General features: G+C 63.1%; 19 protein-coding genes. 9 read left to right on the top strand and 10 right to left on the bottom strand.

Annotation, left to right across the window (positions count from 1 at the left end; genetic code table 11):
- Nucleotides 1-64: 64 nt before the first annotated feature.
- The 3 genes from ACFMBG_RS08560 to ACFMBG_RS08550 all read right to left on the bottom strand — a co-directional run bounded on the left by ACFMBG_RS08560 (nt 65) and on the right by ACFMBG_RS08550 (nt 2,829).
- Nucleotides 65-1,348: an MFS transporter gene (locus tag ACFMBG_RS08560; protein ID WP_421054289.1), complete on the bottom strand. Its 1,284-nt coding sequence runs from the start codon at nt 1,346-1,348 to the stop codon at nt 65-67.
- 399 nt (nt 1,349-1,747) lie between these two features.
- On the bottom strand, nt 1,748-2,059 hold the full coding sequence (locus ACFMBG_RS08555) for an ETC complex I subunit (RefSeq protein WP_421054288.1): 312 nt from the start codon (nt 2,057-2,059) through the stop codon (nt 1,748-1,750).
- 83 nt (nt 2,060-2,142) lie between these two features.
- On the bottom strand, nt 2,143-2,829 hold the full coding sequence (locus ACFMBG_RS08550; protein WP_421054287.1) for a glutathione S-transferase family protein: 687 nt from the start codon (nt 2,827-2,829) through the stop codon (nt 2,143-2,145).
- Nucleotides 2,830-2,915: 86 nt separating this feature from the next.
- On the opposite strand from ACFMBG_RS08550, the gene ACFMBG_RS08545 reads away from it, so the two are divergent.
- Entirely contained in the window at nt 2,916-3,362 is a 447-nt protein-coding gene (locus ACFMBG_RS08545; RefSeq protein WP_421054286.1) for a MarR family winged helix-turn-helix transcriptional regulator, read from the top strand.
- 96 nt (nt 3,363-3,458) lie between these two features.
- A complete protein-coding gene (uvrB, locus tag ACFMBG_RS08540) occupies nt 3,459-5,657 on the top strand; it encodes an excinuclease ABC subunit UvrB (RefSeq protein WP_421054285.1) in 2,199 nt (732 codons plus the stop codon).
- A 2-nt stretch (nt 5,658-5,659) separates the two neighbouring features.
- Here the strand turns inward: uvrB and ACFMBG_RS08535 are convergent, their stop codons facing one another.
- The 3 genes from ACFMBG_RS08535 to ACFMBG_RS08525 form a co-directional block, all read right to left on the bottom strand.
- Nucleotides 5,660-6,022, bottom strand: coding sequence for a hypothetical protein (locus ACFMBG_RS08535; protein WP_421054284.1), 363 nt, complete (start codon nt 6,020-6,022; stop codon nt 5,660-5,662).
- A gap of 127 nt (nt 6,023-6,149) precedes the next feature.
- On the bottom strand, nt 6,150-7,055 hold the full coding sequence (locus ACFMBG_RS08530) for a hypothetical protein (RefSeq protein WP_421054283.1): 906 nt from the start codon (nt 7,053-7,055) through the stop codon (nt 6,150-6,152).
- 258 nt (nt 7,056-7,313) lie between these two features.
- Entirely contained in the window at nt 7,314-8,375 is a 1,062-nt protein-coding gene (locus tag ACFMBG_RS08525) for a peptidoglycan-binding domain-containing protein (RefSeq protein ID WP_421054282.1), read from the bottom strand.
- A 139-nt stretch (nt 8,376-8,514) separates the two neighbouring features.
- On the opposite strand from ACFMBG_RS08525, the gene ACFMBG_RS08520 reads away from it, so the two are divergent.
- Nucleotides 8,515-9,147, top strand: a complete 633-nt coding sequence (locus tag ACFMBG_RS08520; protein WP_421054281.1) for a nicotinate-nucleotide adenylyltransferase — start codon at nt 8,515-8,517, stop codon at nt 9,145-9,147.
- Here the strand turns inward: ACFMBG_RS08520 and ACFMBG_RS08515 are convergent.
- Complete coding sequence (locus ACFMBG_RS08515; RefSeq protein WP_421054280.1) at nt 9,127-9,954, bottom strand: DMT family transporter; 828 nt, start codon at nt 9,952-9,954, stop codon at nt 9,127-9,129. The genes ACFMBG_RS08520 and ACFMBG_RS08515 overlap by 21 nt on opposite strands.
- Nucleotides 9,955-10,065: 111 nt before the next feature.
- Here ACFMBG_RS08515 and dacB point away from each other — a divergent pair, with 111 nt between their 5' ends.
- Both dacB and ACFMBG_RS08505 read left to right on the top strand, forming a co-directional pair.
- Complete coding sequence (gene dacB, locus ACFMBG_RS08510; RefSeq protein ID WP_421054279.1) at nt 10,066-11,550, top strand: D-alanyl-D-alanine carboxypeptidase/D-alanyl-D-alanine endopeptidase; 1,485 nt, start codon at nt 10,066-10,068, stop codon at nt 11,548-11,550.
- A 137-nt stretch (nt 11,551-11,687) separates the two neighbouring features.
- The gene (locus ACFMBG_RS08505) at nt 11,688-12,410 is read left to right on the top strand and encodes a GNAT family N-acetyltransferase (protein WP_421054278.1); all 723 of its coding nucleotides are present in this window, start codon (nt 11,688-11,690) and stop codon (nt 12,408-12,410) included.
- 15 nt (nt 12,411-12,425) lie between these two features.
- On the opposite strand, the gene ACFMBG_RS08500 is transcribed toward ACFMBG_RS08505, so the two are convergent.
- Nucleotides 12,426-13,334, bottom strand: a complete 909-nt coding sequence (locus ACFMBG_RS08500) for a LysR family transcriptional regulator (RefSeq protein WP_421054277.1) — start codon at nt 13,332-13,334, stop codon at nt 12,426-12,428.
- Nucleotides 13,335-13,435: 101 nt separating this feature from the next.
- Between ACFMBG_RS08500 and ACFMBG_RS08495 the strand changes: the two genes are divergently transcribed.
- Nucleotides 13,436-13,933: a lactoylglutathione lyase family protein gene (locus ACFMBG_RS08495; RefSeq protein WP_421054276.1), complete on the top strand. Its 498-nt coding sequence runs from the start codon at nt 13,436-13,438 to the stop codon at nt 13,931-13,933.
- Between the two features lie 64 nt (nt 13,934-13,997).
- Here the strand turns inward: ACFMBG_RS08495 and ACFMBG_RS08490 are convergent, their stop codons facing one another.
- Nucleotides 13,998-14,420: a tellurite resistance TerB family protein gene (locus tag ACFMBG_RS08490; RefSeq protein WP_264212485.1), complete on the bottom strand. Its 423-nt coding sequence runs from the start codon at nt 14,418-14,420 to the stop codon at nt 13,998-14,000.
- Nucleotides 14,421-14,671: 251 nt separating this feature from the next.
- On the opposite strand from ACFMBG_RS08490, the gene ACFMBG_RS08485 reads away from it, so the two are divergent.
- The 3 genes from ACFMBG_RS08485 (at nt 14,672) to ACFMBG_RS08475 (ending at nt 19,256) form a co-directional block, all read left to right on the top strand.
- On the top strand, nt 14,672-16,315 hold the full coding sequence (locus ACFMBG_RS08485) for a lysine--tRNA ligase (RefSeq protein WP_421054275.1): 1,644 nt from the start codon (nt 14,672-14,674) through the stop codon (nt 16,313-16,315).
- A 156-nt stretch (nt 16,316-16,471) separates the two neighbouring features.
- Nucleotides 16,472-16,873: a DUF4864 domain-containing protein gene (locus tag ACFMBG_RS08480; RefSeq protein WP_421054274.1), complete on the top strand. Its 402-nt coding sequence runs from the start codon at nt 16,472-16,474 to the stop codon at nt 16,871-16,873.
- A 97-nt stretch (nt 16,874-16,970) separates the two neighbouring features.
- A complete protein-coding gene (locus ACFMBG_RS08475; protein ID WP_421054273.1) occupies nt 16,971-19,256 on the top strand; it encodes a right-handed parallel beta-helix repeat-containing protein in 2,286 nt (761 codons plus the stop codon).
- On the opposite strand, the gene ACFMBG_RS08470 is transcribed toward ACFMBG_RS08475, so the two are convergent.
- The gene (locus ACFMBG_RS08470; RefSeq protein ID WP_421054272.1) at nt 19,253-19,744 is read right to left on the bottom strand and encodes a HugZ family pyridoxamine 5'-phosphate oxidase; all 492 of its coding nucleotides are present in this window, start codon (nt 19,742-19,744) and stop codon (nt 19,253-19,255) included. The genes ACFMBG_RS08475 and ACFMBG_RS08470 overlap by 4 nt on opposite strands.
- Nucleotides 19,745-19,769: the final 25 nt, after the last annotated feature.

Raw genomic sequence — 19,769 nt, 5'->3', positions numbered from 1 at the left:
CCCCCGGAATGCCCTCTTATCCCTAGAACAGGACCGGATGCTCCGGCAAGCGGCGGTGTCAGGGTCATTCCGGCCGGCGTTGCGTAGCAGTACTTGCCCCGCCAGCCGCCGCCCCGCCGTCCTCCGGCAAGTCGAATGGCTTTGCCTCCTTCCGGCCCGCGGCAAGGGCAGCCGTCTCCGGGGTTGCCACACGGGCCGAAACATTGATCCGGAACGCCGTTTTCTCTGCTTCCGGCACCGCCGCCTTGACCAGGATCCGCCAGACTGTGAAGCCAATCATCAAAAGATGCGCCACAACCGTCGTCAGGAACAGGCCGCGCGGCCCCAGTTCCGCCATCGCGAGGCCGGCGATCAGCGGCCCAGCAATCGAGCCCAGCCCGAAGACCATCAGCAGACCGCCCGAGACCTGAATCGAGGTACCCGGCGGAGCATGGTCATTCGCGTGCGCAACAATCACCGGATACATCGCAAAAATCGCAGCCCCGAACACGCCCGCCAGGGCCAGGTTCAAAAGCCGCTCCTGCGGCATCAGCAGCAAAAAGGCCAGGTCCGCTGCTAGGGCCACGACCGCAATCCCGATCAGCACTTTGCGGCGGTCCATGCGGTCGCTGGCAAAGCCGATCGGCACCTGCGCAAGCGCGCCCGCAAGCACCGGCAGGCTGGCAAACAGCGCAATCGTGGTGAGCGAAAGCCCGACCCGGTCGGCGTAAACCGCGGACAGCGTGGCAAAGGACGCGTTGGAGATGCCGACCAGGAACACCGCAGCAACGGCAACAGGCGAGTTGCGCCACAAGGCCGGAAGATCAAGCTTCACCGAAGTCAGCGGCGCTGGCGAGGCCGAGGTCGACAGCCCGGTGGGGATCAGCGCCAGGCAGTACACAATTGCGCCAATGGCAAAGAACATGAACCCCGTTTCATCGCCCAGCGGGATCACCATCTGGCCGGCGGTGACCGCGATGAGGTTCACCATGGAATAGACACCGAAGATCGTGCCGCGCGTGCTGGGCTGCGCCCGTTCGTTCAGCCAGGATTCGACGATCATCGCCGCGCCCGCGAAACAGAAGCCCGAGATCGCCCGGACCGGAATCCAGGCCCAGGCCTGCACAATCAGGGCCTGCAAAAGAATGGACACCGCCGCAAGCGCGCACATCACCCCGAAGGTGCGGATGTGCCCCACCGCCCCCACCAGCCGCGGCGCGATCAGGCAGCCCGCCACATAGCCAAACGCCCAGCCGGTGCCCAGCAGGCCGAGCGCATTGGCGGAAAAACCCTCGGCACCGCCGCGCAAGGGCAGGATCAGGCCGTGGATGCCGCCCGCAAACAGCAGAAGGCCTGAGCCAAGGAGCAACGCGGAAACGGGGAGGAGCTGTCTGACCATGGCTAGCACGCTAACGGCTTGAATGAAAAAGTGAAGGGGCAGCCGGCGGCCTGAGAGGCGCCGCGTTTGCACGCCGCCGCCGCATTAAGACACAAACGGCAGGCCCTGAATGGCAGTCGGCAGCTGATGCCGCGGCCTGGGACTGCAACGGGTTGCGGCCTCACCTTTCAGCCAGGCAAGCAAGGAACCCGCGCGCCGCTGCCATGCCGGTCTTCTGACGGGCCACCCCAAGTCCGCTGCAGGCTATGCAAATTAACGTCACCCTGCGCAACAGCCGGGAGGGGCTTCGCCAGGGACCGGGTTCGAAGGCAGCACCTTAGCGCAGGCTTTGGCCTGCAGCACCGCCCAAACCGGATTCGCAGTAAAGGCTTAGTGGGTCCAGGGACCGCGGCGGTTGGTGGCGAAATTGTCGCCATAGCCGCCCGGGCGGATGTTGGCCTTGCGCTGTTTGGGCTCGACCACCTGCGCCTCGATGCCATGATCCTTGGCGTATTCCAGCGCCGCTTCCTTGCTGTCAAAGCGCAGCTTGACCTGGCTCTGGGTATCGCTGGAGGAGGTCCAGCCCATCAGCGGATCCACCTCGCGGGCGCTGGCCGGCGCAAACTCCAGGACCCACCTCCGCGTCTTCGCCATGCCCGAGGTCATGGCATTGCGTGCTGGCCGGTAAATCCGCGCTTGCATGGGCTGTCTCCCGCTTGAGTCTCAAATCCAGCGCTTTTATGCGCCGGATGCGGTTCTGCGGCAAGGTGGCATTTCGAACAGGGTTATCCGGGTTTTGCAGCGCCGCCACAGGCCGCCCGCGCCAGGCTCCCCAGATGCGATGGCCGCGCTGCTAGAAAGGCCATCAGCCGCGCCGGATACCCCTCCGGCGGCGCCTGCCGCACCGACGGGCGGGCCGCAACCGCCGCGCGCCACTTGGTTATAGGCCCAGTGTCCGGCATCAGTCCAAAGTCCCCTATGGCATCGAACGTATCGAAATAACGGAAGATAGTGCCCCAAACCCCGTCCACCATATGGAAGCTGTCTCCGCCAAAGAACGGCCCCGCCACTTCCGGCTCGATCCGGTTCAGCCGCAGGCGCAGGGTGTCCGCAGCCGCGGCAAACGCCGCCTCATCCGGCGCATTGTACAGTGTGCCAATGACCGCCAGCGTCTCCGAGCCGAATTCGATCCAGGCCCGGTGCCGCGCCCGTTCCAGCGGATTGGCGGGGTGCAGGGAGCCGGGTGTGCTCTCATCCAGGTATTCCGCAATCACCTGGCTTTCGAACAAGACCCGCCCGCCGGTCTCCAGCACCGGTACCCGGCCCAGGGGCGACAGCGCCCGGAACCAGTCCGGCTTGTCCGCCAGGTCGACATAGGTGCGGCGATGGGGGATGCCTTTCTCGCTCAGCACGATCACCGCGCGCTGCACATAGGGGCACAGGTGGTGGCTGATCAGATGCAAGTCGCTCATGGGAACCTCATATAGATGCAGTTGCATCTTCATAAGATGCGCAGCCCACCCTTGCATGTCAATGCACCTGCATCTAAATTCGCCCCATGCAGAAACCCTCCCCCGACCCTTTTGACGTCTGGCTGCCGCTGGCGCGCACCCACAAGACCATTCTGGACAGCGTGGAAACCGCACTGAAACAGGCCGGCCTGCCGGGGCTGGACTGGTACGACCTGCTGCTGGAACTGGAGCGCGCGGGCGAGGCCGGGCTCAGACCGTTTGAGCTGCGGGAAAAACTGCTGCTGCCGCAATACGGCGTCTCACGCCTGGCAGACCGTCTGGCCAAGGCCGGATACCTGCAGCGCCAAACCTGCGACGGAGACGGCCGCGGCCAGGTGCTGGTGCTCACACCCGAAGGCGCCGCGGTGCGGGCCCGCATCTGGGAGGTCTACTCGGACGCCATGCAGAAGGCCATCGGCGACCGCCTCAGCCCGGGCGAGGCACGGCGGCTGGCGGAGCTGCTCGGCAAGCTCCTCCGCCCCGCCCGCAACTGACAAAAACCGGCATCAATCCGGCGAATACCCGCCCGCCCCCTTGAACAAGAACAAAAACAGACCAAAATCAGCGCCGCCCACCAACGGAGTCGCCCAATGCCCTACGCCCATTCCGACAAGTCCATGCCGATGATGACGCAGCGGGCGCCGCAGCAGCGGCCCAAGCTGGAGGGCGGCAAACGGTTTGTCATGAACACCACCTTCGATCCGGCCGGCGACCAGCCCACCGCGATCAGGGAACTGTCGCAGGGCGTCTTGGAGGGCGAGCGCAACCAGGTGCTTCTGGGCGCCACCGGCACCGGCAAGACCTTCACCATGGCCAAGGTGATCGAGGAAACCCAGCGCCCGGCCATCATCCTCGCCCCCAACAAGACGCTGGCGGCGCAATTATACGGCGAATTCAAGGGCTTCTTCCCGGAGAACTCGGTCGAATACTTCGTCTCCTTCTACGACTACTACCAGCCAGAGGCCTATGTGCCGCGCTCGGACACGTATATTGAGAAGGAAAGCCAGATCAACGAGCAGATCGACCGGATGCGCCACTCGGCCACCCGGGCCCTGCTCGAACGCGACGACGTGATCATCATCGCCTCCGTCAGCTGCATCTACGGCATCGGCTCGGTCGAGACCTACTCGGCGATGACCCAGGACCTGAAAGCCGGGGAAATGTACGACCAGCGCCAGATCATGGCCGATCTGGTCGCCCAGCAGTACAAGCGCAACGACCAGGCCTTCCAGCGCGGCTCCTTCCGGGTCCGCGGCGACACACTGGAAATCTTCCCGGCCCACCTGGAGGACCGCGCCTGGAAACTCTCCTTCTTCGGCGAGGAGCTGGAGGCGATCACCGAATTCGACCCGCTTACCGGCGAAAAGACCGGCACGTTTGACCAGATCCGCGTCTATGCGAACTCCCACTACGTGACGCCGAAACCGACCCTCAACCAGGCCGTGGTCTCAATCAAGGCGGAGCTGAAACAGCGCCTCGACCAGCTGGTGAACGACGGCAAACTGCTGGAAGCGCAGCGGCTGGAGCAGCGCACCAACTTCGACTTGGAAATGCTGGAGGCAACCGGCCACTGCAACGGCATTGAAAACTACTCCCGCTACCTGACGGGCCGCGCCCCGGGCGAGCCGCCCCCGACCCTGTTCGAATTCATCCCCGACAACGCCATCGTGTTTGCCGATGAATCCCACGTCTCCGTGCCGCAGATCGGCGGCATGTACAAGGGCGACCACCGGCGCAAGTTCACCCTGGCCGAACACGGCTTCCGCCTGCCGTCCTGCATGGACAACCGCCCGCTGAAGTTCGAGGAATGGGACGCCATGCGCCCGCAGTCGGTCTTTGTCTCCGCCACCCCCGCAGCCTGGGAGATCGAACAATCCGGCGGCGTCTTTGCCGAACAGGTCATCCGCCCTACCGGCCTTTTGGACCCGGAGGTCGAAATCCGCCCGGTCGATATGCAGGTCGACGACCTGCTGGACGAAATCCGCAAAGTCACCGCCAACGGCTTCCGTACCCTGGTCACCACGCTGACCAAACGCATGGCCGAGGACCTGACGGAATACCTGCACGAACAGGGCATCAAGGTCCGCTACATGCACTCCGACATCGACACGCTGGAGCGGATCGAGATCCTGCGCGACCTGCGCCTTGGCGCTTTCGACGTGCTGATCGGCATCAACCTCCTGCGCGAGGGGCTCGACATCCCCGAATGCGGCCTCGTCGCCATTCTGGACGCCGACAAGGAGGGCTTCCTGCGCTCCGAGACCTCCCTCATCCAGACCATCGGCCGCGCCGCCCGCAACGCCGACGGCCGCGTCATCATGTACGCCGACAAGATCACAGGCTCGATGGAGCGCGCGATCGGCGAGACCAACCGCCGCCGCGAAAAGCAGATCGCCTATAACGAGGAGCACGGCATCACGCCTGAGACGGTCAAGAAAAACGTCGAGGACGTTCTGGCCGGCCTCTACGAGGGCGATGTCGACATGAACCGCGTCACCGCCCAGATCGGCAAACCGATGCACGGCGCCAACCTGGAGGCGCATCTGAACGGCCTGCGCGACGACATGCGCAAGGCGGCGGAGAACCTGGAGTTCGAAGAAGCCGCCCGCCTGCGCGACGAGATCAAGCGGCTGGAAGCGGTGGACCTCGCCATCTCCGACGACCCGCTTGCGCGGCAATCGGCGGTGGAGGCGGCGTCGGAAGCGGCGGTCAAGTCGCGGGGCCGGTCAACGGCGGGCAAGGCCGGGACACGGGCGTATCGGGGCAAGTCGCAGAAGAAGTTTTCGTGAGACTAACCGAGCGCACGCCGCTGCTTCACCAAACGTGTCGCGACCGAAGGGAGAAATACGGAAAGCATGAAAGACAAGCAAACAAATAAACCAAAAGCTGAAGAAGCAACCTTCAGAAAAAGATCAATTTCCTCAGGCTTTGTTACGCCATATGAAAGGAACTTAATCAACAAAGCCAAGCCAATAGTGATCAAATAAATCACAAACAGAAAATACTGCTGGCCAATTAGGTAACCGTCATCCTCATCTACAAGACAACGAATCCGTTCTCTCTCTTCTTCATCCACCAGGTTCACACCACTTAAGGCTGGTCGTGACGCCAAAACGGTGAAAAGTGCGACCGAAACGCCGACAAAAATCGCCAATACGCTTGCTGAAATATCGACAATAGCCCAAATGCTCTTTGGGTGCAGCCAAACTTGCCAAGCACATAACGCAGATAGAACGACTGAAATTACTATCCAAGCTAGACGCAACACTGGTTTTCCCACCTCATAGAATGAAGCCGTCCGCAACAAGTTCGCGTTGAAAGCTCTTTAGCTCCCGATCAAGTTGTCCAAAGTGTACTGTGTTGGCATAGCGACGAACCTTAACCTTTTTCTGCAACTTTAGGTTAGAATTGGTAAGCTGCTTCCCGTTCTCTAAGAATATTGAATAACTCTCTTCTGCATCTGATTCCACAAGCTGCGCGCCGACCAATGTCAGCCACTCATCCTTGTGAATTTCATCTTTTTTGAAGCGCCCTCTACTCAATGTCATTCTGCCAACTGTGTTCGCTCTTTTTCTAAGCTGATCTTCGCGCTTGGGCTGAGTGAGAATTGTTTTGATTACCTTGGCAGTTTTCGACTTGAACTCAGGAAGCGAGTTCAAATACCCAGTTACGCCAAACTCGATCTTAGACACCCCGACATCGCGAAGTTCTTCCAGCGTAACTTTGTTCGGCACATCGGCAACGTTCAGCGCTACCCCGCTGTCTATCAATCCGAGACGTTCACATACCTCCGACAAGCAACGCGCGAATGTTCTGTTTTTGTTCGCCATGCCGCTAGCTATAATGGAATTACCTTTCACGAGCAAGGCCATGTCGCTGATGAGAAACTCTTGCTCAGCAGGTGGGTCGACCTCTTCGATACCCGCTGTCGTACGAGTGCTCGCAAAGTTGATTGACCCCGTTGTCCCGTTTTCGAACTCAAAAACATGAACCAGTACACCGACCTCTTCACCACAATCCTCAATTTTAGCGAATACTAGCGACTTCAGAAGATCGACCTTTGCTACTCGTTTTAGCGCTGTCGGTTCTTTCTGGAAGATTGCCGTTAGCAAGTCTTGTAGGGTCGCGCCAAACTCCGACGAGAAGATAGCGCGCTTAGCAACAAGTGTCTTTATTCTTTCAGACATTCAAATTCAAACCTGTTTCAGCAAATACATCCATTTCAACCTCACAACTAAAGCATGAAGCAGTCAAACATCAAGCAATCAAAGGCAACTCTGATCCTGAGAACAGAAATCGCCGCCATCAGAGCAACTACTTCACAAAAGAAGCTCAAAAACAAAGATTAACGCACTGTTAAACAAATAGGTTTCGCAGCGAAACCCCTTTTCATTTACACCCCGCATCCAAACCCGGCCAACCACACAGCCGCATCCGCCAACCCCTCACAGCTTCCACTTCTTCTTCACGCTGTCCGGCACCGGGTAGATCAGTTTGCGGTTGTCGAAATGGTGGCACTTGATGCCTTCGCTGTTGCGCTCCGCCAGGTAGCGCAGGCAGGTGGCCAGCGCATCGATGATCTTCTGATCCGTCCGCGTGGTCACATCCACCGCCTGTCCCGACAAATGGCGCGAGATGTATTTCCACTCGGCCTTCTTGAACATGCAGGCGATGAACCCCTTCTTGTCCCCCGACTGGACAAACCCGTCCAGCTCGACCCGGAAATCCTCGTGGCTGCGCAGGTAGGAATAAATCTTGCCGCGCTTCAGGTGGCTGTTCCAGCCGTTGTACATGGCGCTGGCCTGGCCTTTCTTGTCGCGCAGGCCGGAAACCACATGGATGGTCTCGCCATAGTATGAGGACACCTCGAACAGCACATCCAGGATCTTCTTCTGCACCCCTTGGGTCTTGCCGGTCAGCCGCCCCGGCTTGCACAACCCGCCGGTGTCGATGGTCTTGATGACATTCTCTGCCGCCTTCTTCTTGGCGTCCTTAGCGACCTTCTCCGCGGCCTGCTTGGCGGCTTTTGCCGGGTCCTCGCCCTTCTTCTCGCCCTTGGCAAAATAGCTGTCATAAAGCGAGGTGGCATAATCCTCGATCTCGCTCAGCAGCGCGGCCCAGCCGCTCTGGTCGAGCGATTTGGACTTGGCCTCCTTCATCACCGCATCCTTGGCGGCCTTCACCGCCTGGGCCTTGGCCTCCTCCTTGGCCTTTTCGTCCTGCTTTTCCTTGGCCTTCTGCTCCGCCTTGGCCTTGGCCGGGCCCGCGTTCAGCTTCTTGATCGTGTTCTTGCCGGGATCGATGCGGAAATCTGGCTTGAAGCCGCAGATCTCCTGCTGGAACTGGCCGATCGTCTTTTCCAGCACCGGCGTCGGGGTGCCATCGACCTTGAGTTTCTTGAAACCGGCGTTTGCCGCAAAGGCATTCAGCAGCTGCTGCACGGCTTTGACATCTTCGGGCAGGTTCTTGCCCTTGCGCCCGACCGAGGCGGAAAGTTTGGTAACCATGGTAAACTCGCAATCAAATACAGCGCGCTGGCCAAACCGCCCGCGCAAGAAAATTTTACTACGCCGGGCGGATTCAGGCAATCAGCCTCGCGCGGAACACGCCTGGCGGCAGACCGGCAATTGAACTCCCCGGAAAACTATGCGCATCAAGCTCTTCATGGTTTGCAAGCTGCCGCATATCCGCCCGGGCCAGAGCGTCGGGCTGCTGGGAGGGTCCTTTGACCCGCCGCACCGCGGCCATGCGGCGATTTCCCATGCGGCGCTGAAACGCTTCGGGCTGGATCACCTGTTCTGGCTGGTCTCCCCAGGCAACCCGCTGAAAGCGCGCCAGCCCGCAGCGCTGGAGCGGCGGATCAGCGCCAGCCGCGGCCTGATCCAGCACCCGCGGATCCATGTCAGCGGCATCGAGGCGGACCTCGGCACCCGCTATACCGCCCAGACCCTGCGCCACCTGCGCCGCCGTCATCCGGGCGTGCGCTTTGTCTGGCTGATGGGGGCGGACAACCTCACCCATTTCCATCGCTGGAAGGACTGGCAGCAGATCCTGGACACCGTACCGGTGGGGGTGCTGGCGCGGCCGAATGACCGGATCTCGGCGCGGTTTTCGCCTGCCGCACGGATCTACCGCCACGCCATGCTGAAGGGCTGCGAAAGCCACCTGCTGGCGCGGGCCACCGCCCCCGCCTGGTGCTTTGTCAATGTGCCGATGGTGGATGTCAGCTCCACCGAAATCCGCGCCCGCGGCGAATGGTCAGCGGCGGAGCATGGCTGAGGCCAGCCCGGCGCTCAGGACCACCGCAAGCCCTGCCCAGGTCCAGGTATCCGGCAGCTGGCTGAACACCGCCCAGCCCAGGCCGACCGCGGCCACCAGCTGGAAATAGACCATCGGCGCCAGCTTCACCGCCTGCACCCGGCCATAGGCGAACAGCAGCAAGAGATTGCCCGTCATCGAAAACGCAGCACTCCCCACCGTCAGCGCCGCAGTGGAGGGCGAGAACTCCGGCAGGCTGGCAACGCCCAGAGGCAGCATCAGGAGGGCCGACAGCAGCAGCTGGGTCAGGCTCAGCTCCAGCGGCGTGCCGACATGCGCCAGCCAGCGCGAGCTGGTCAGGAACCCGCCATAGAAACAGCCCGCCAGCACCGCCCACAGCAAGTTGACCGAGCCGCCAAGGCCCGGCCGCACCACCATCAGCACGCCGATGAAGCCCACGGCCATCAGCAGGCTGCGCAGCACCGTCGCCTGCTCGCGCAACAGCAGCACCGACAGCACGTAGCTGACCACCGGGCCGATGAAGAAAGCGGCAAAGACATTGGCCAGCGGCTCGGTCATCAGCGCCAGCTGGATCGAGAAGATGCCGCCGGTCAGCAGCCCGGCCCGCAGCCACAGCCGCCAATCGCCCAGCAGCGTAAACGCCCGGCGCGGCACAAAGGGCAGGATCAGCGCGGTGCCGATCGAAAACCGAGACCAGGCGACAAAGGCCGGCGTCGCCAGCCCGCTGCCGGTCAGCAGCTTCCCGCACAAGTCGCCTGCGGGGATCATTGACATGGCCGCAAACATGAGGATGACTGCCTGAAACATGGCTGCCAGCGGTAGCAGGACTTGCCAGCGGGCAAAACCCCGGACCTTGCGGCGGATCAGCCGGCATCGGGGATTGAAGAAGAACGGGTCCTCACCTTAAAAAAGATCAAGATGACTTCACGCCGGACATTCCTTCTTTCCGGGCTTGCCGCATTGGCGGGCTCTTCTGCACTGGCCAATGCGCCTGCGGTTTCCCTGCGCCCTGTTGCGCGTCAGGTCAGCTCTCTGGCGTCCGGGTCCGACGGGCTCAGGGCGCTGCTGTTGCGGGCCAAGCTGCCGGGCCATGCGGTCTGCGCGGTGGCGGATGTGAAATCCGGCGAGCTGCTGGAAGCCTCCGGCGGCGGCGAGGCGCTGCCGCCCGCCAGCGTCGCCAAGGCGCTGACAGCGCTTTACGCGCTGGATGTGCTGGGGGCGGATCACCGGTTCGAAACCCGCGTCCTTGCCACCGGCGGCGTCGCGGGCGGCGTGGTCAATGGCGACCTGATCCTGGCCGGCGGCGGCGATCCTATGCTGAACACCGATCACCTGGCGCTGCTGGCCAAGGCGATGAAAAACGCCGGCGTGCGCGAGGTGCGGGGCAAGTTCCTGGTCTGGGACGGCGCGCTGCCCGAGGTGCGCAGCATCGACCCGGAGCAGCCTGACCATGTGGGCTATTCGCCTGCGGTGTCCGGCATTGCGCTGAATTTCAACCGGGTGCATTTCGAGTGGAAGCGTGCCTCCAGCGGCTGGGCCGTCACCATGGATGCCCGCACCGAGAAATACCGCCCCGAGGTCGCCACCTCGAAGATGACGATCGCCTCCCGCGCGGTGCCGGTCTACACCTATGCCGAGAAGGCCGGAACCGACCAGTGGACCGTTGCCAGCAAGGCCTTGGGCAAGGGCGGCGCCCGCTGGCTGCCGGTGCGCAACCCGGGCGCCTATGCGGGCGATGTGTTCCGCACCCTGGCGCGGTCCAACGGCATTGTCCTGCCCAAGGCAATAGCCGCCAAATCGCTGCCGCAGGCCCAGCTGCTGGCACAGCATCACAGCCCGCCGATGGAGGTGATGCTGAAGGCGACGCTGAAATACTCCAACAACCTGATGGCCGAGATGATCGGCATGGCCGCCACCGCCGCACGCGCCGGGCGGCCGGCCTCGCTCCTGGCCTCTGCCGCCGAGATGAGCCGCTGGGCGGCGGAGAAATACGGCATGTCCGGCACCCGGCTGGTGGATCACTCCGGTCTGGGCGAAGACTCCCGGATGACCCCGGCGGATCTCACCGGCGCGCTGGTGGCGGCCTATAAGGGCGGCCAGCTGAAACCGCTTCTGAAAGCGTTCCAGATGCGCGACGCCAAGGGCCGCCCGGTCAAGGGCCACCCGATCAAGGTCGCTGCCAAGACCGGCACGCTGAACTTTGTTTCGGGCCTCGGCGGCTTCATGACCGCTGCGGACGGGACCGAGCTGGCCTTCACCATCTTCACCGCGGACCTGAAGACGCGCGCCCGCATTCCCCGCGCGCACCGCGAACGGCCCAAGGGCGCCCGCGGCTGGAACCGGCGTGCCAAGCAGCTGCAGCAGCAGCTGATCGAGCGCTGGGGCGCCGTTTACGGCAGCTGAACGCCGCTGCGGGCCCGCCGGATTGGTCTGGGTCAATTGTCCGGGACTGGACGTTCCGCCCAGACCAGCGGCATGGCAGATCCGGGCAAGGCCGCGGTGCAGGGACACCGCGGAACGGCTTTGCAAAGGAGGCCCTTATGACGGATCTCATCAATGAACACGGCCAGCCCATCGGCGCCCCGCTGCCGGATTGGCAGGGCGCGCGCCTTCCCGGCCACACCGGCATGACGGGCCGCTACTGCCGGGTGGAGCCGCTGGACGACGCGCGCCACACTGCGGATCTGTTTGCCGCCTTCAGCCAGGACAAGAGCGGCGCAATCTGGACCTACATCCCCTGGGCCCCCTTCGGCACGGAACAGGAGCTTCGCACCTGGGTCCAGGGTGCCAGCGGCGTCGACGCGCAGCCGTATTTCGCAATCGTCAACGGCGCCAGCGGCAGGGCCGAAGGCATCGCCAGCTACATGCGGATCAAGCCGGAGCACGGGGTGATTGAGGTCGGCGGCATCACCTATGCTCCGTCGCTGCAGCAGACGCCTGCCGCGACAGAGGCGATGTTCCTGATGATGGCGCGGGTGTTCAACAATCTGGGCTACCGCCGCTACGAATGGAAATGCGACGCCCTGAACGCCCCCTCCTGCCGGGCGGCAGAGCGGCTGGGCTTCACCTATGAGGGGCTGTTCCGCCAGGCCGTCGTCTACAAGGGCCGCAACCGCGACACCGCTTGGTATGCGGTGCTGGACGGTGACTGGCCGCGGCTGGAGGCGGCCTATGCCGAATGGCTCGACCCCGGAAATTTCGATGACCAGGGACTGCAAAAGCGGAGTCTGTCCCAGCTCAGGGCGGCGCATGCCGGAGCGTGAGGGCTCCGGAAAGCTTTAGCCGGTGCGGGAGAAGCCCGCCACCTCCGCCGCAACCTCTTGCGCCAGGCGGCGGATGCGCCGGAGCCTGGCGCTCAGCGGGCGGCCCTTGCGGAAGGTGAGCCACAGCCCGTGACGCCGCGGCTTGGGCAGCGGGATCACCGCCAGCATGTCGCGCCGGGCATAGGCCTCGACCCCGCTGCGCGGCAGCAGCGTATAGCCGATGCCGCGCGCGACCGGGTTCAGGATCTGCCCGATCTGGTTGACATAGGTCCGCACGCGCAGCCGGTCAGCGCCCTGATACGCATCCGGGAAATTCAGTGACAGCAGCTCATCCGCGTAGGCGAAGCCGTCCGGATGGGCGACAAGGCCGCGTGCTTCCAGAGCCTCGAACGTCACCTCTGCGCCCGCATCGCGGCTTGGCAGCACAAGGCAGAGCTCCTCCTCCCCCAAGTGCTCCGCCTCGAGCCGGGGGTGGCCCGGGTCGTGGTCCAGAATGCCGAGGTCGAAATCGCCGCCCAGGAGGCCGCGTTTGATGGCGGCTTGCGGGGCCGCCTCCAGATGCACCGTGAGGTCCGGCGCGGCCTCCAGCACCACCAGAATGCGGGGGTAGAGCAGCGTCGCAAAGCTGCCGGAGCATGCAATCCGCACCTCTCCGGCATCCGGGCTGTCGGTGGCGATGGCCTCCCTCAAGCGCCGCTCCTCGTCCCGCCGGGCCTGCCCCAGCGCCCGCACCGCCTCCCCCGCCGGGGTCAGCGAAAAACTCTTGCCGTCCTGCGCGATCAGCTTCTGGCCCAGCTGGGCCTCAAGCTTGCGCAGGTGCTGCGAGACGCCCGGCTGGGTCATGTTCAGACGCTGAGCCGCGCGCGTGAAGTGCCCGGTTTCAGCCAGTGTCGTGAAGGTTTCGAGCCAGGTGGCGTTCAGCATCAATCATGCCGTTTCATTATCATTTCCATACAAAATGATAATTTCACAAGGGGCGGGTGCGTGTCTACCTATCATCCATCCCAAGCATGAGGAGACCAGAAATGCCCACCACACCCAGAACTTTCTCCCACATCGGCCTGTCGGTGCCGGACCTTGAGGCGGCCGTGAAGTTCTATGCGGACGTCATGGGGTTCTACGTGCTGATGCAGCCCAGCGAAGTTATCGAGGACGGCAGCGCCATCGGGCAGATGTGCACCGATGTGTTCGGCCCCGGATGGAACCGCTTGCGCATTGCGCATCTGTCCACCGCGGATGGCATCGGCATCGAACTGTTCGAGTTTGACGGCAACGAAGCGCCAGAGGACAACTTTCAGTACCGCAAGCACGGCACCTTTCACTTTGCCGTTCAGGACCCGGACGTCGAAGGGCTTCTGGAAAAGATCGTCGCGGCCGGCGGTAAGCAGCGGATGCCGGTGCGGGAGTATTTCCCCGGCGAGAAGCCTTACCGCATGGTCTATGTGGAGGACCCGTTCGGGATCATCTTCGAGCTCTACAGCCACAGCTATGAGCTCACCTATTCAGCCGGCGCCTACAGCTGAGCGATAGTGTTGCCCGGGCCCCTGCCCCGGGCAAAGCCGTTCTTTTTCAGGCCGCGGCCGGCGGTCAGACCATGTGACGGGCGCGCGCGCCGCGTTCGATCGCGGCGGCGTGCAGCCGGTCGATGTTCAGCTCGTACCGGACCTCTGCCAGGAACTCGAGCTCGGTCTCGCCCAGGATGCCATCGGCGGCGGCCACATCGCAAGCCAGCGCATAGGCGGTTTCAAACAGCCGCTCCGGCAGGTCGCCGCGGATCAGGCCGAACAGCGCCTCCAGACCGTCCTCCTGCTCGAACAGGTCGAACACGGTGCGGGACACCCGGCTCACCCGGTCGATGTCGTAATCGGCAAACACCGGCAGCATGTTCACCGCCGACTGGATCTTGACCAGCTCCGCGGTGCGGATGTTTTCGTCCGAGGCCGAGACCGCCACCATCAGGGCCACAAGGCAGTCCTGCGGGGTCATCGGATGCGGGGTTTGCTCACTCATGGACGAAATCCTTATTTGCGCAATACTGACCTGCACAGGATAGGTACGCCCGCGGGGAGGTTCAACAACAGGCTGTGCCCGGACGCTGTTTTTTGCGCGGCGCAACGCCGCAAATCCCGGCTCCGGCAGGGCTGGCATTATTGACTCATGCTGCATCGGCACAATAGAGGGAATGGCCGGATGCATAGGGTATCCGGACAGATCACGCGGCACCCCGAAAACTGACGCAACCGCCGCCGATGGAGAACATGATGTCTGATGTGCGCGAAGAAGCTCTGAAGAGCAAAGCCTGGCCGTTTGAAGAAGCCCGCCGGGTTCTCAAACGTTATGCCAAGGGCGCGCCGGAAAAGGGCTATGTCCTCTTTGAAACCGGCTATGGCCCGTCGGGCCTGCCGCACATCGGCACTTTCGGCGAGGTCGCCCGCACCACCATGATCAAGAAGGCGTTCGAGACCATCTCGGACATCCCGACGCGGCTGATCTGCTTCTCCGACGACCTCGACGGGATGCGCAAGGTCCCCGGCAACGTCCCCAACCAGGAGGCGCTGGCGGAACACCTGCAGAAGCCGCTGACCTCGGTGCCGGACCCGTTTGGCACGCACGAGAGCTTTGGCCACCACAACAACGCCATGCTGCGCCGGTTCCTGGACACCTTCGGGTTCGAGTATGAGTTCTACTCTGCCACCGAATTCTACCAGTCCGGCCAGTTCGACGAGATCCTGAAGCGCGCCGTCGAGAAATACGACGACATCATGGCAATCATGCTGAAGTCCCTGCGCGAGGAGCGCCGCCAGACCTATTCGATCTTCCTGCCGATCCACCCGGAAACCGGCCGCGTTCTGTACGTGCCGATGAAGAAGGTCTGCGCCGAAACCTACACGGTCACCTTCGACGACGAGGACGGCAAGGAATGGACCCTGCCGGTGACCGGCGGCAACGTGAAGCTGCAGTGGAAGCCCGATTTCGGCGCCCGCTGGGCGGCGCTGGAAGTCGATTTCGAGATGTACGGCAAGGACCACTCCACCAACACGCCGATCTATGACGGCATCTGCCGGGTGCTGGGCCAGCGTGCGCCGGAGCATTTCACCTATGAACTTTTCCTCGATGAAAACGGCCAGAAGATCTCCAAATCCTCCGGCAACGGCGTCTCGATCGACGAATGGCTGACCTATGCCTCGACAGAGTCGCTGGCCTACTTCATGTACCAGAAGCCCAAGACCGCCAAGCGGATGCATTTCGATGTGATCCCCAAGGCGGTGGATGAATACCACCAGCAGCTGCGCGCCTACCACGGGCAGGACCTGAAGGCGCAGCTGAACAACCCGGTGTGGCACATCCACGGCGGTGACGTGCCGCAGTCGGACATGGTGGTGCCGTTCTCGATGCTCTTGAACCTCGCCTCCGCTTCCAGCGCCGAGGACAAGGAAACCATGTGGGGCTTCATCAACAAATACGCCCCCAACGCAACGCCGGAGACCCATCCGGGCATGGATCAGGCCGCGGGCTTTGCGGTGCGTTACTTCAACGACTTCGTGAAACCGGCCAAGGAATTCCGCCTGCCCACCGATCAGGAGCGCGCGGCGCTGCAGGATCTGGCGGACGCGCTGAAGTCGCCGGAAGCGGCACTGGCCGCGATCGCCAAGAAGAACGAGTTCGCCGGCAACGACGATCCGCTGCCCGAGGCGGATTTCGCGGATGAGGAATTCCTGCAGTCGGTGGTCTTTGCCATCGGCAAGATCCACGGGTTTGAGCCGCTGCGCGCCTGGTTCTCGGCCATCTACGAGGTGCTGCTGGGTGCCTCGCAAGGCCCGCGTTTCGGCGGCTTCATTGCGCTGTACGGCGTCGAGGACACCATCGCCCTGATCGAAAAGGCACTGGCAGGCGAGCTGGCATAAGCCGCCGCAAAAAGGACACTGAAGGGGTGCGGGTTCCGCGCCCCTTTTTCATGCCCTGCCCCGGACCCTTCGGGTCAGGCGCCCCGCCCGGCAAAAAAAGTTTTTGACGCAACGTCACTTCACCCTAACTGGAGTCTGGCGAGCCGGGGGGAACAGATGCGCGGTGTTCTTTTTGCGGGGGTAAGTGTTTTTCTTCTGGCCCTCCCGGCCGCAGCTCAGAAGGCGCCGGTCACCAAGGTGATCGGCGATCAGATCTCGGCCTTCCTCCGCGAGGATGCGGAAACCGCCTTCACCTATGCCTCCCCTTCGATCCGCAGAATTTTCGGCACGCCGGAACGGTTCGGCCAGATGGTGCGGCAGGGCTACCCGATGGTCTGGCGCCCGGCCGAAGTGCGCTATCTGGACCTGCGCGAGGTGGCGGGCAGCCTGTGGCAGCGGGTGATGATCACCGACGCGCAAGGCCGCGTGCACTTGCTGGATTACCAAATGGTTAAAGCCGGAAGTGACTGGAAAATCAATGCAGTGCACCTTCTGACAGGCGAGGCGGAAAGCAGCTGAGCCGGTGGCAGCGTACGCCCCTCTCGGGCAATGTTAACGCCGCAAGACTACACCCTGTTCCCCGAACGCGACATGCGCAGCAGGAAAGGGTACTCCCATGAACAAGGTAATCACCGAAGGGCTGGCGCTGATGCCGCCTGCATTTGCAGACGGGCTGAACGTCTGGTCCAGCGGCGACGGCACCCCCGGGTCCGACACCTATGACGGTGCTGCCAACGCCGTTTTTGTGGCCGCGGATGCGGATTTCGGCGGCTGCCTGGAGCTGCAGAAAACCGAAAACACCCAGAAACTGCGCTTCATGGGCCAGACGCCGCTGGAGCCGGGCTGCTATTTGCAGATCAAGGCGCGCATCAAGGCGGTCAGCGGTGCGCTGCCGTCAGTGCGGATAGCGGGCTGGGCCGCGGCAAGCGGCGGCAGCCATATCAACGGGGTCACCGAAGCCGCCCCGCAGGTTGCGCTGACCACCTATGGCGAGGTGGTCGAGGTCACCGGCATTGTCGGCAGCGGCAGCCGCGGCGGGGTGGACATGCCCTGGGGCCGCACCGCGGCTTATGGCCACTTCGGACTGGATCTGACCGGGGTCAATGGCGGTGTCGTGCGGATCGACGACATCGAGATCACCGACATCACCAGCGCCTTCCTGCGCGATATGCTGAGCCTGGTGGACGTGACCGATTATGGCGCGGTCGGCGATGGCAGCACTGATTGCACCACGGCTTTCGAGGCCGCCGATGCGGCGGCGGACGGGCGGCGGGTGCTGGTGCCCGCAGGTGAGTTCTACCTTGGCAGCACCGTCTCGCTGAATAATGAAGCGGTTTTCGAAGGCACCGTGTCGATGCCCGCCAATCAGATGCTGCTGCTGACAAAGAACTTCGATTTTCCCTCCTATGCGGCGGCCTTTGGCGATGAGGAACTGGGCTTCAAGAAGGCGTTTCAGGCGCTGCTCAACAATGCGGATCATGAATCGCTGGACCTGATGGGCCGCAAGATCACCGTCACCGCGCCAATCGACATGCAGGCGGCAGTGCCGAACAAGACCTCCTACGCCACCCGCCGGATCATCCGCAACGGCCAGCTGGAAGCCGCCAGCAGCGCCGCCTGGGACACCGGTGTGGTAACCTCGCAGGCGACCTACAGCGCTTCGGAGTCCAAGAAGCTGACCAATGTCGCCAATATCGCCAACATCAAGGTCGGCTCATTGGTCGAGGGCGCCGGGGCCGGCCGCGAGGTCTATGTGAGATCCAAGAACACCGGCGCCGGCGAGCTGACCCTCAGCGCCGCGCTTTATGATGCCGAGGGTACCCAGACTTTCACCTTCCGCGATTTCAAGTACCTGGTGGACTTCAGCGGCTTCAGCTCGCTCAGCAAAATCGGGGTGCAGGACATCGAATTGCAGTGCAACGGCCGCTGCAGCGCCCTGCGCCTGGCGCCCTCCGGCTCGGTGTTTGCTATCGACAGCTGCTTCATCTCCCGCCCCAAGGACCGCGGCATCACCTCGATCGGAACCGGCTGCCAGGGCATGCTGGTCGACAATTGCCAGTTCCTGTCGGATGAGGATGCACTGGACGTGGAAGACCGGGTCAGCATCGGCCTGAACGTGAACGCCAACGACGCCAAGCTGCGCGGCAACCGGGCCACCAGGTTCCGCCATTTTGCCATTCTGTCGGGCAGCTACAACACGGTGACCGGCAACCACTTCTTCCAGGGCGACAGCGTGGCGAATGGCGTGCGCACGGCGGGGCTGGTGCTGACGTCCAACAACTGCACCTCAACCGTGTCGGACAATTACATCGACAATTGCTTCATCGAGTGGACCAACGAGCGGGACCCGACGCCGGACTTCACCAGCGGCTTTTCCTTCAGTGCGCTGTCGGTGACCGCCAATGTGTTCCTGTCCGGCAACGTGGCGCCCTGGTTCAGCTATATCGTGGTCAAACCCTACGGCAGCGGCCATTACCTGAACGGGCTGTCCGTGACCGGCAACAAGTTCCGCTCGCTCAATGGCAGTATCGACCGGGTCGAGCGGGTCGACACCAGCTTTTCGGATCTGGATTTCACCCGCTCCTTCAACGTGGTCTTTGAGGGCAACATGTACCACAACGTCAGCACCCATTCCGCCAACCCCTTGCGGATACGGCACAACCAGTCGTCGGCGTCCTCGTCCTGGGCCGTCAGGGCAAATGGAAAGCTGCCGTTTCAAGGCTACGCGCGTTTTGCCGACAGCGTGGTGCCGCTGGGGCCGGTCCGGACAAGCGGCAACAGCAACCGCTACAGCATGCCTTATTGCAATACCCAGCAGGGCGCGAACCAGGACGAGATCCATCTGCGCTGGCAGGAGGCGGTCAAGGGCGAGGTGCAGGTGCTGCTGAGAATGGACGGCTAGGGCCGGCCCGGCGGCTGCAGATCGGCGGCGCCCAGATGAAAGGCCTTGCCGAAACCGCCATTCAGATGCGCTGCCGTCACCCGGAACCGGACAAAGGCGAAGTCGGCAAATTGCAGGTACAGCTTTGCCTTGGGCTGGCTGCGCAGGTAATGCGCGGCCAGCGGCTCATGCTCCGGGCTCCGGCGGCTGAGAAACTCCGCCTGGCAGATCAGGCTGAGCCGGGGATGGGTGAGCGGGTCGCCCTTGCCGCCCGGCTCCCCCACCAGCAGCGAGCAGGCAGGGTTCCGGTGCAGCGCCTGGGTGTGCTGGGCCAGTTCCGAGATCAGGCTGACCGGGCCGCCCTGCGGGTCCAGGGCAAAGGCAACCCGGGTGACCAGCGGTGCGCCCTCCTCCAGCAGCACGCCCAGCGCGGCAAAGCGCGCCTGCGCCATCAGGCCTTGCGCCAGTTTCCGGGCGTCGTCATCGGTGGGGCGGATCGGGCTGGCCATGGGCACCTTCCAGGTTCCGGAGCAG

It is taken from the genome of Leisingera coralii, from assembly GCF_049056525.1.
Lineage (GTDB): Bacteria > Pseudomonadota > Alphaproteobacteria > Rhodobacterales > Rhodobacteraceae > Leisingera > Leisingera coralii.
The sequence above is the reverse complement of the archived record's forward strand: the minus strand, read 5'-3'. Positions and strand labels throughout refer to the sequence as shown.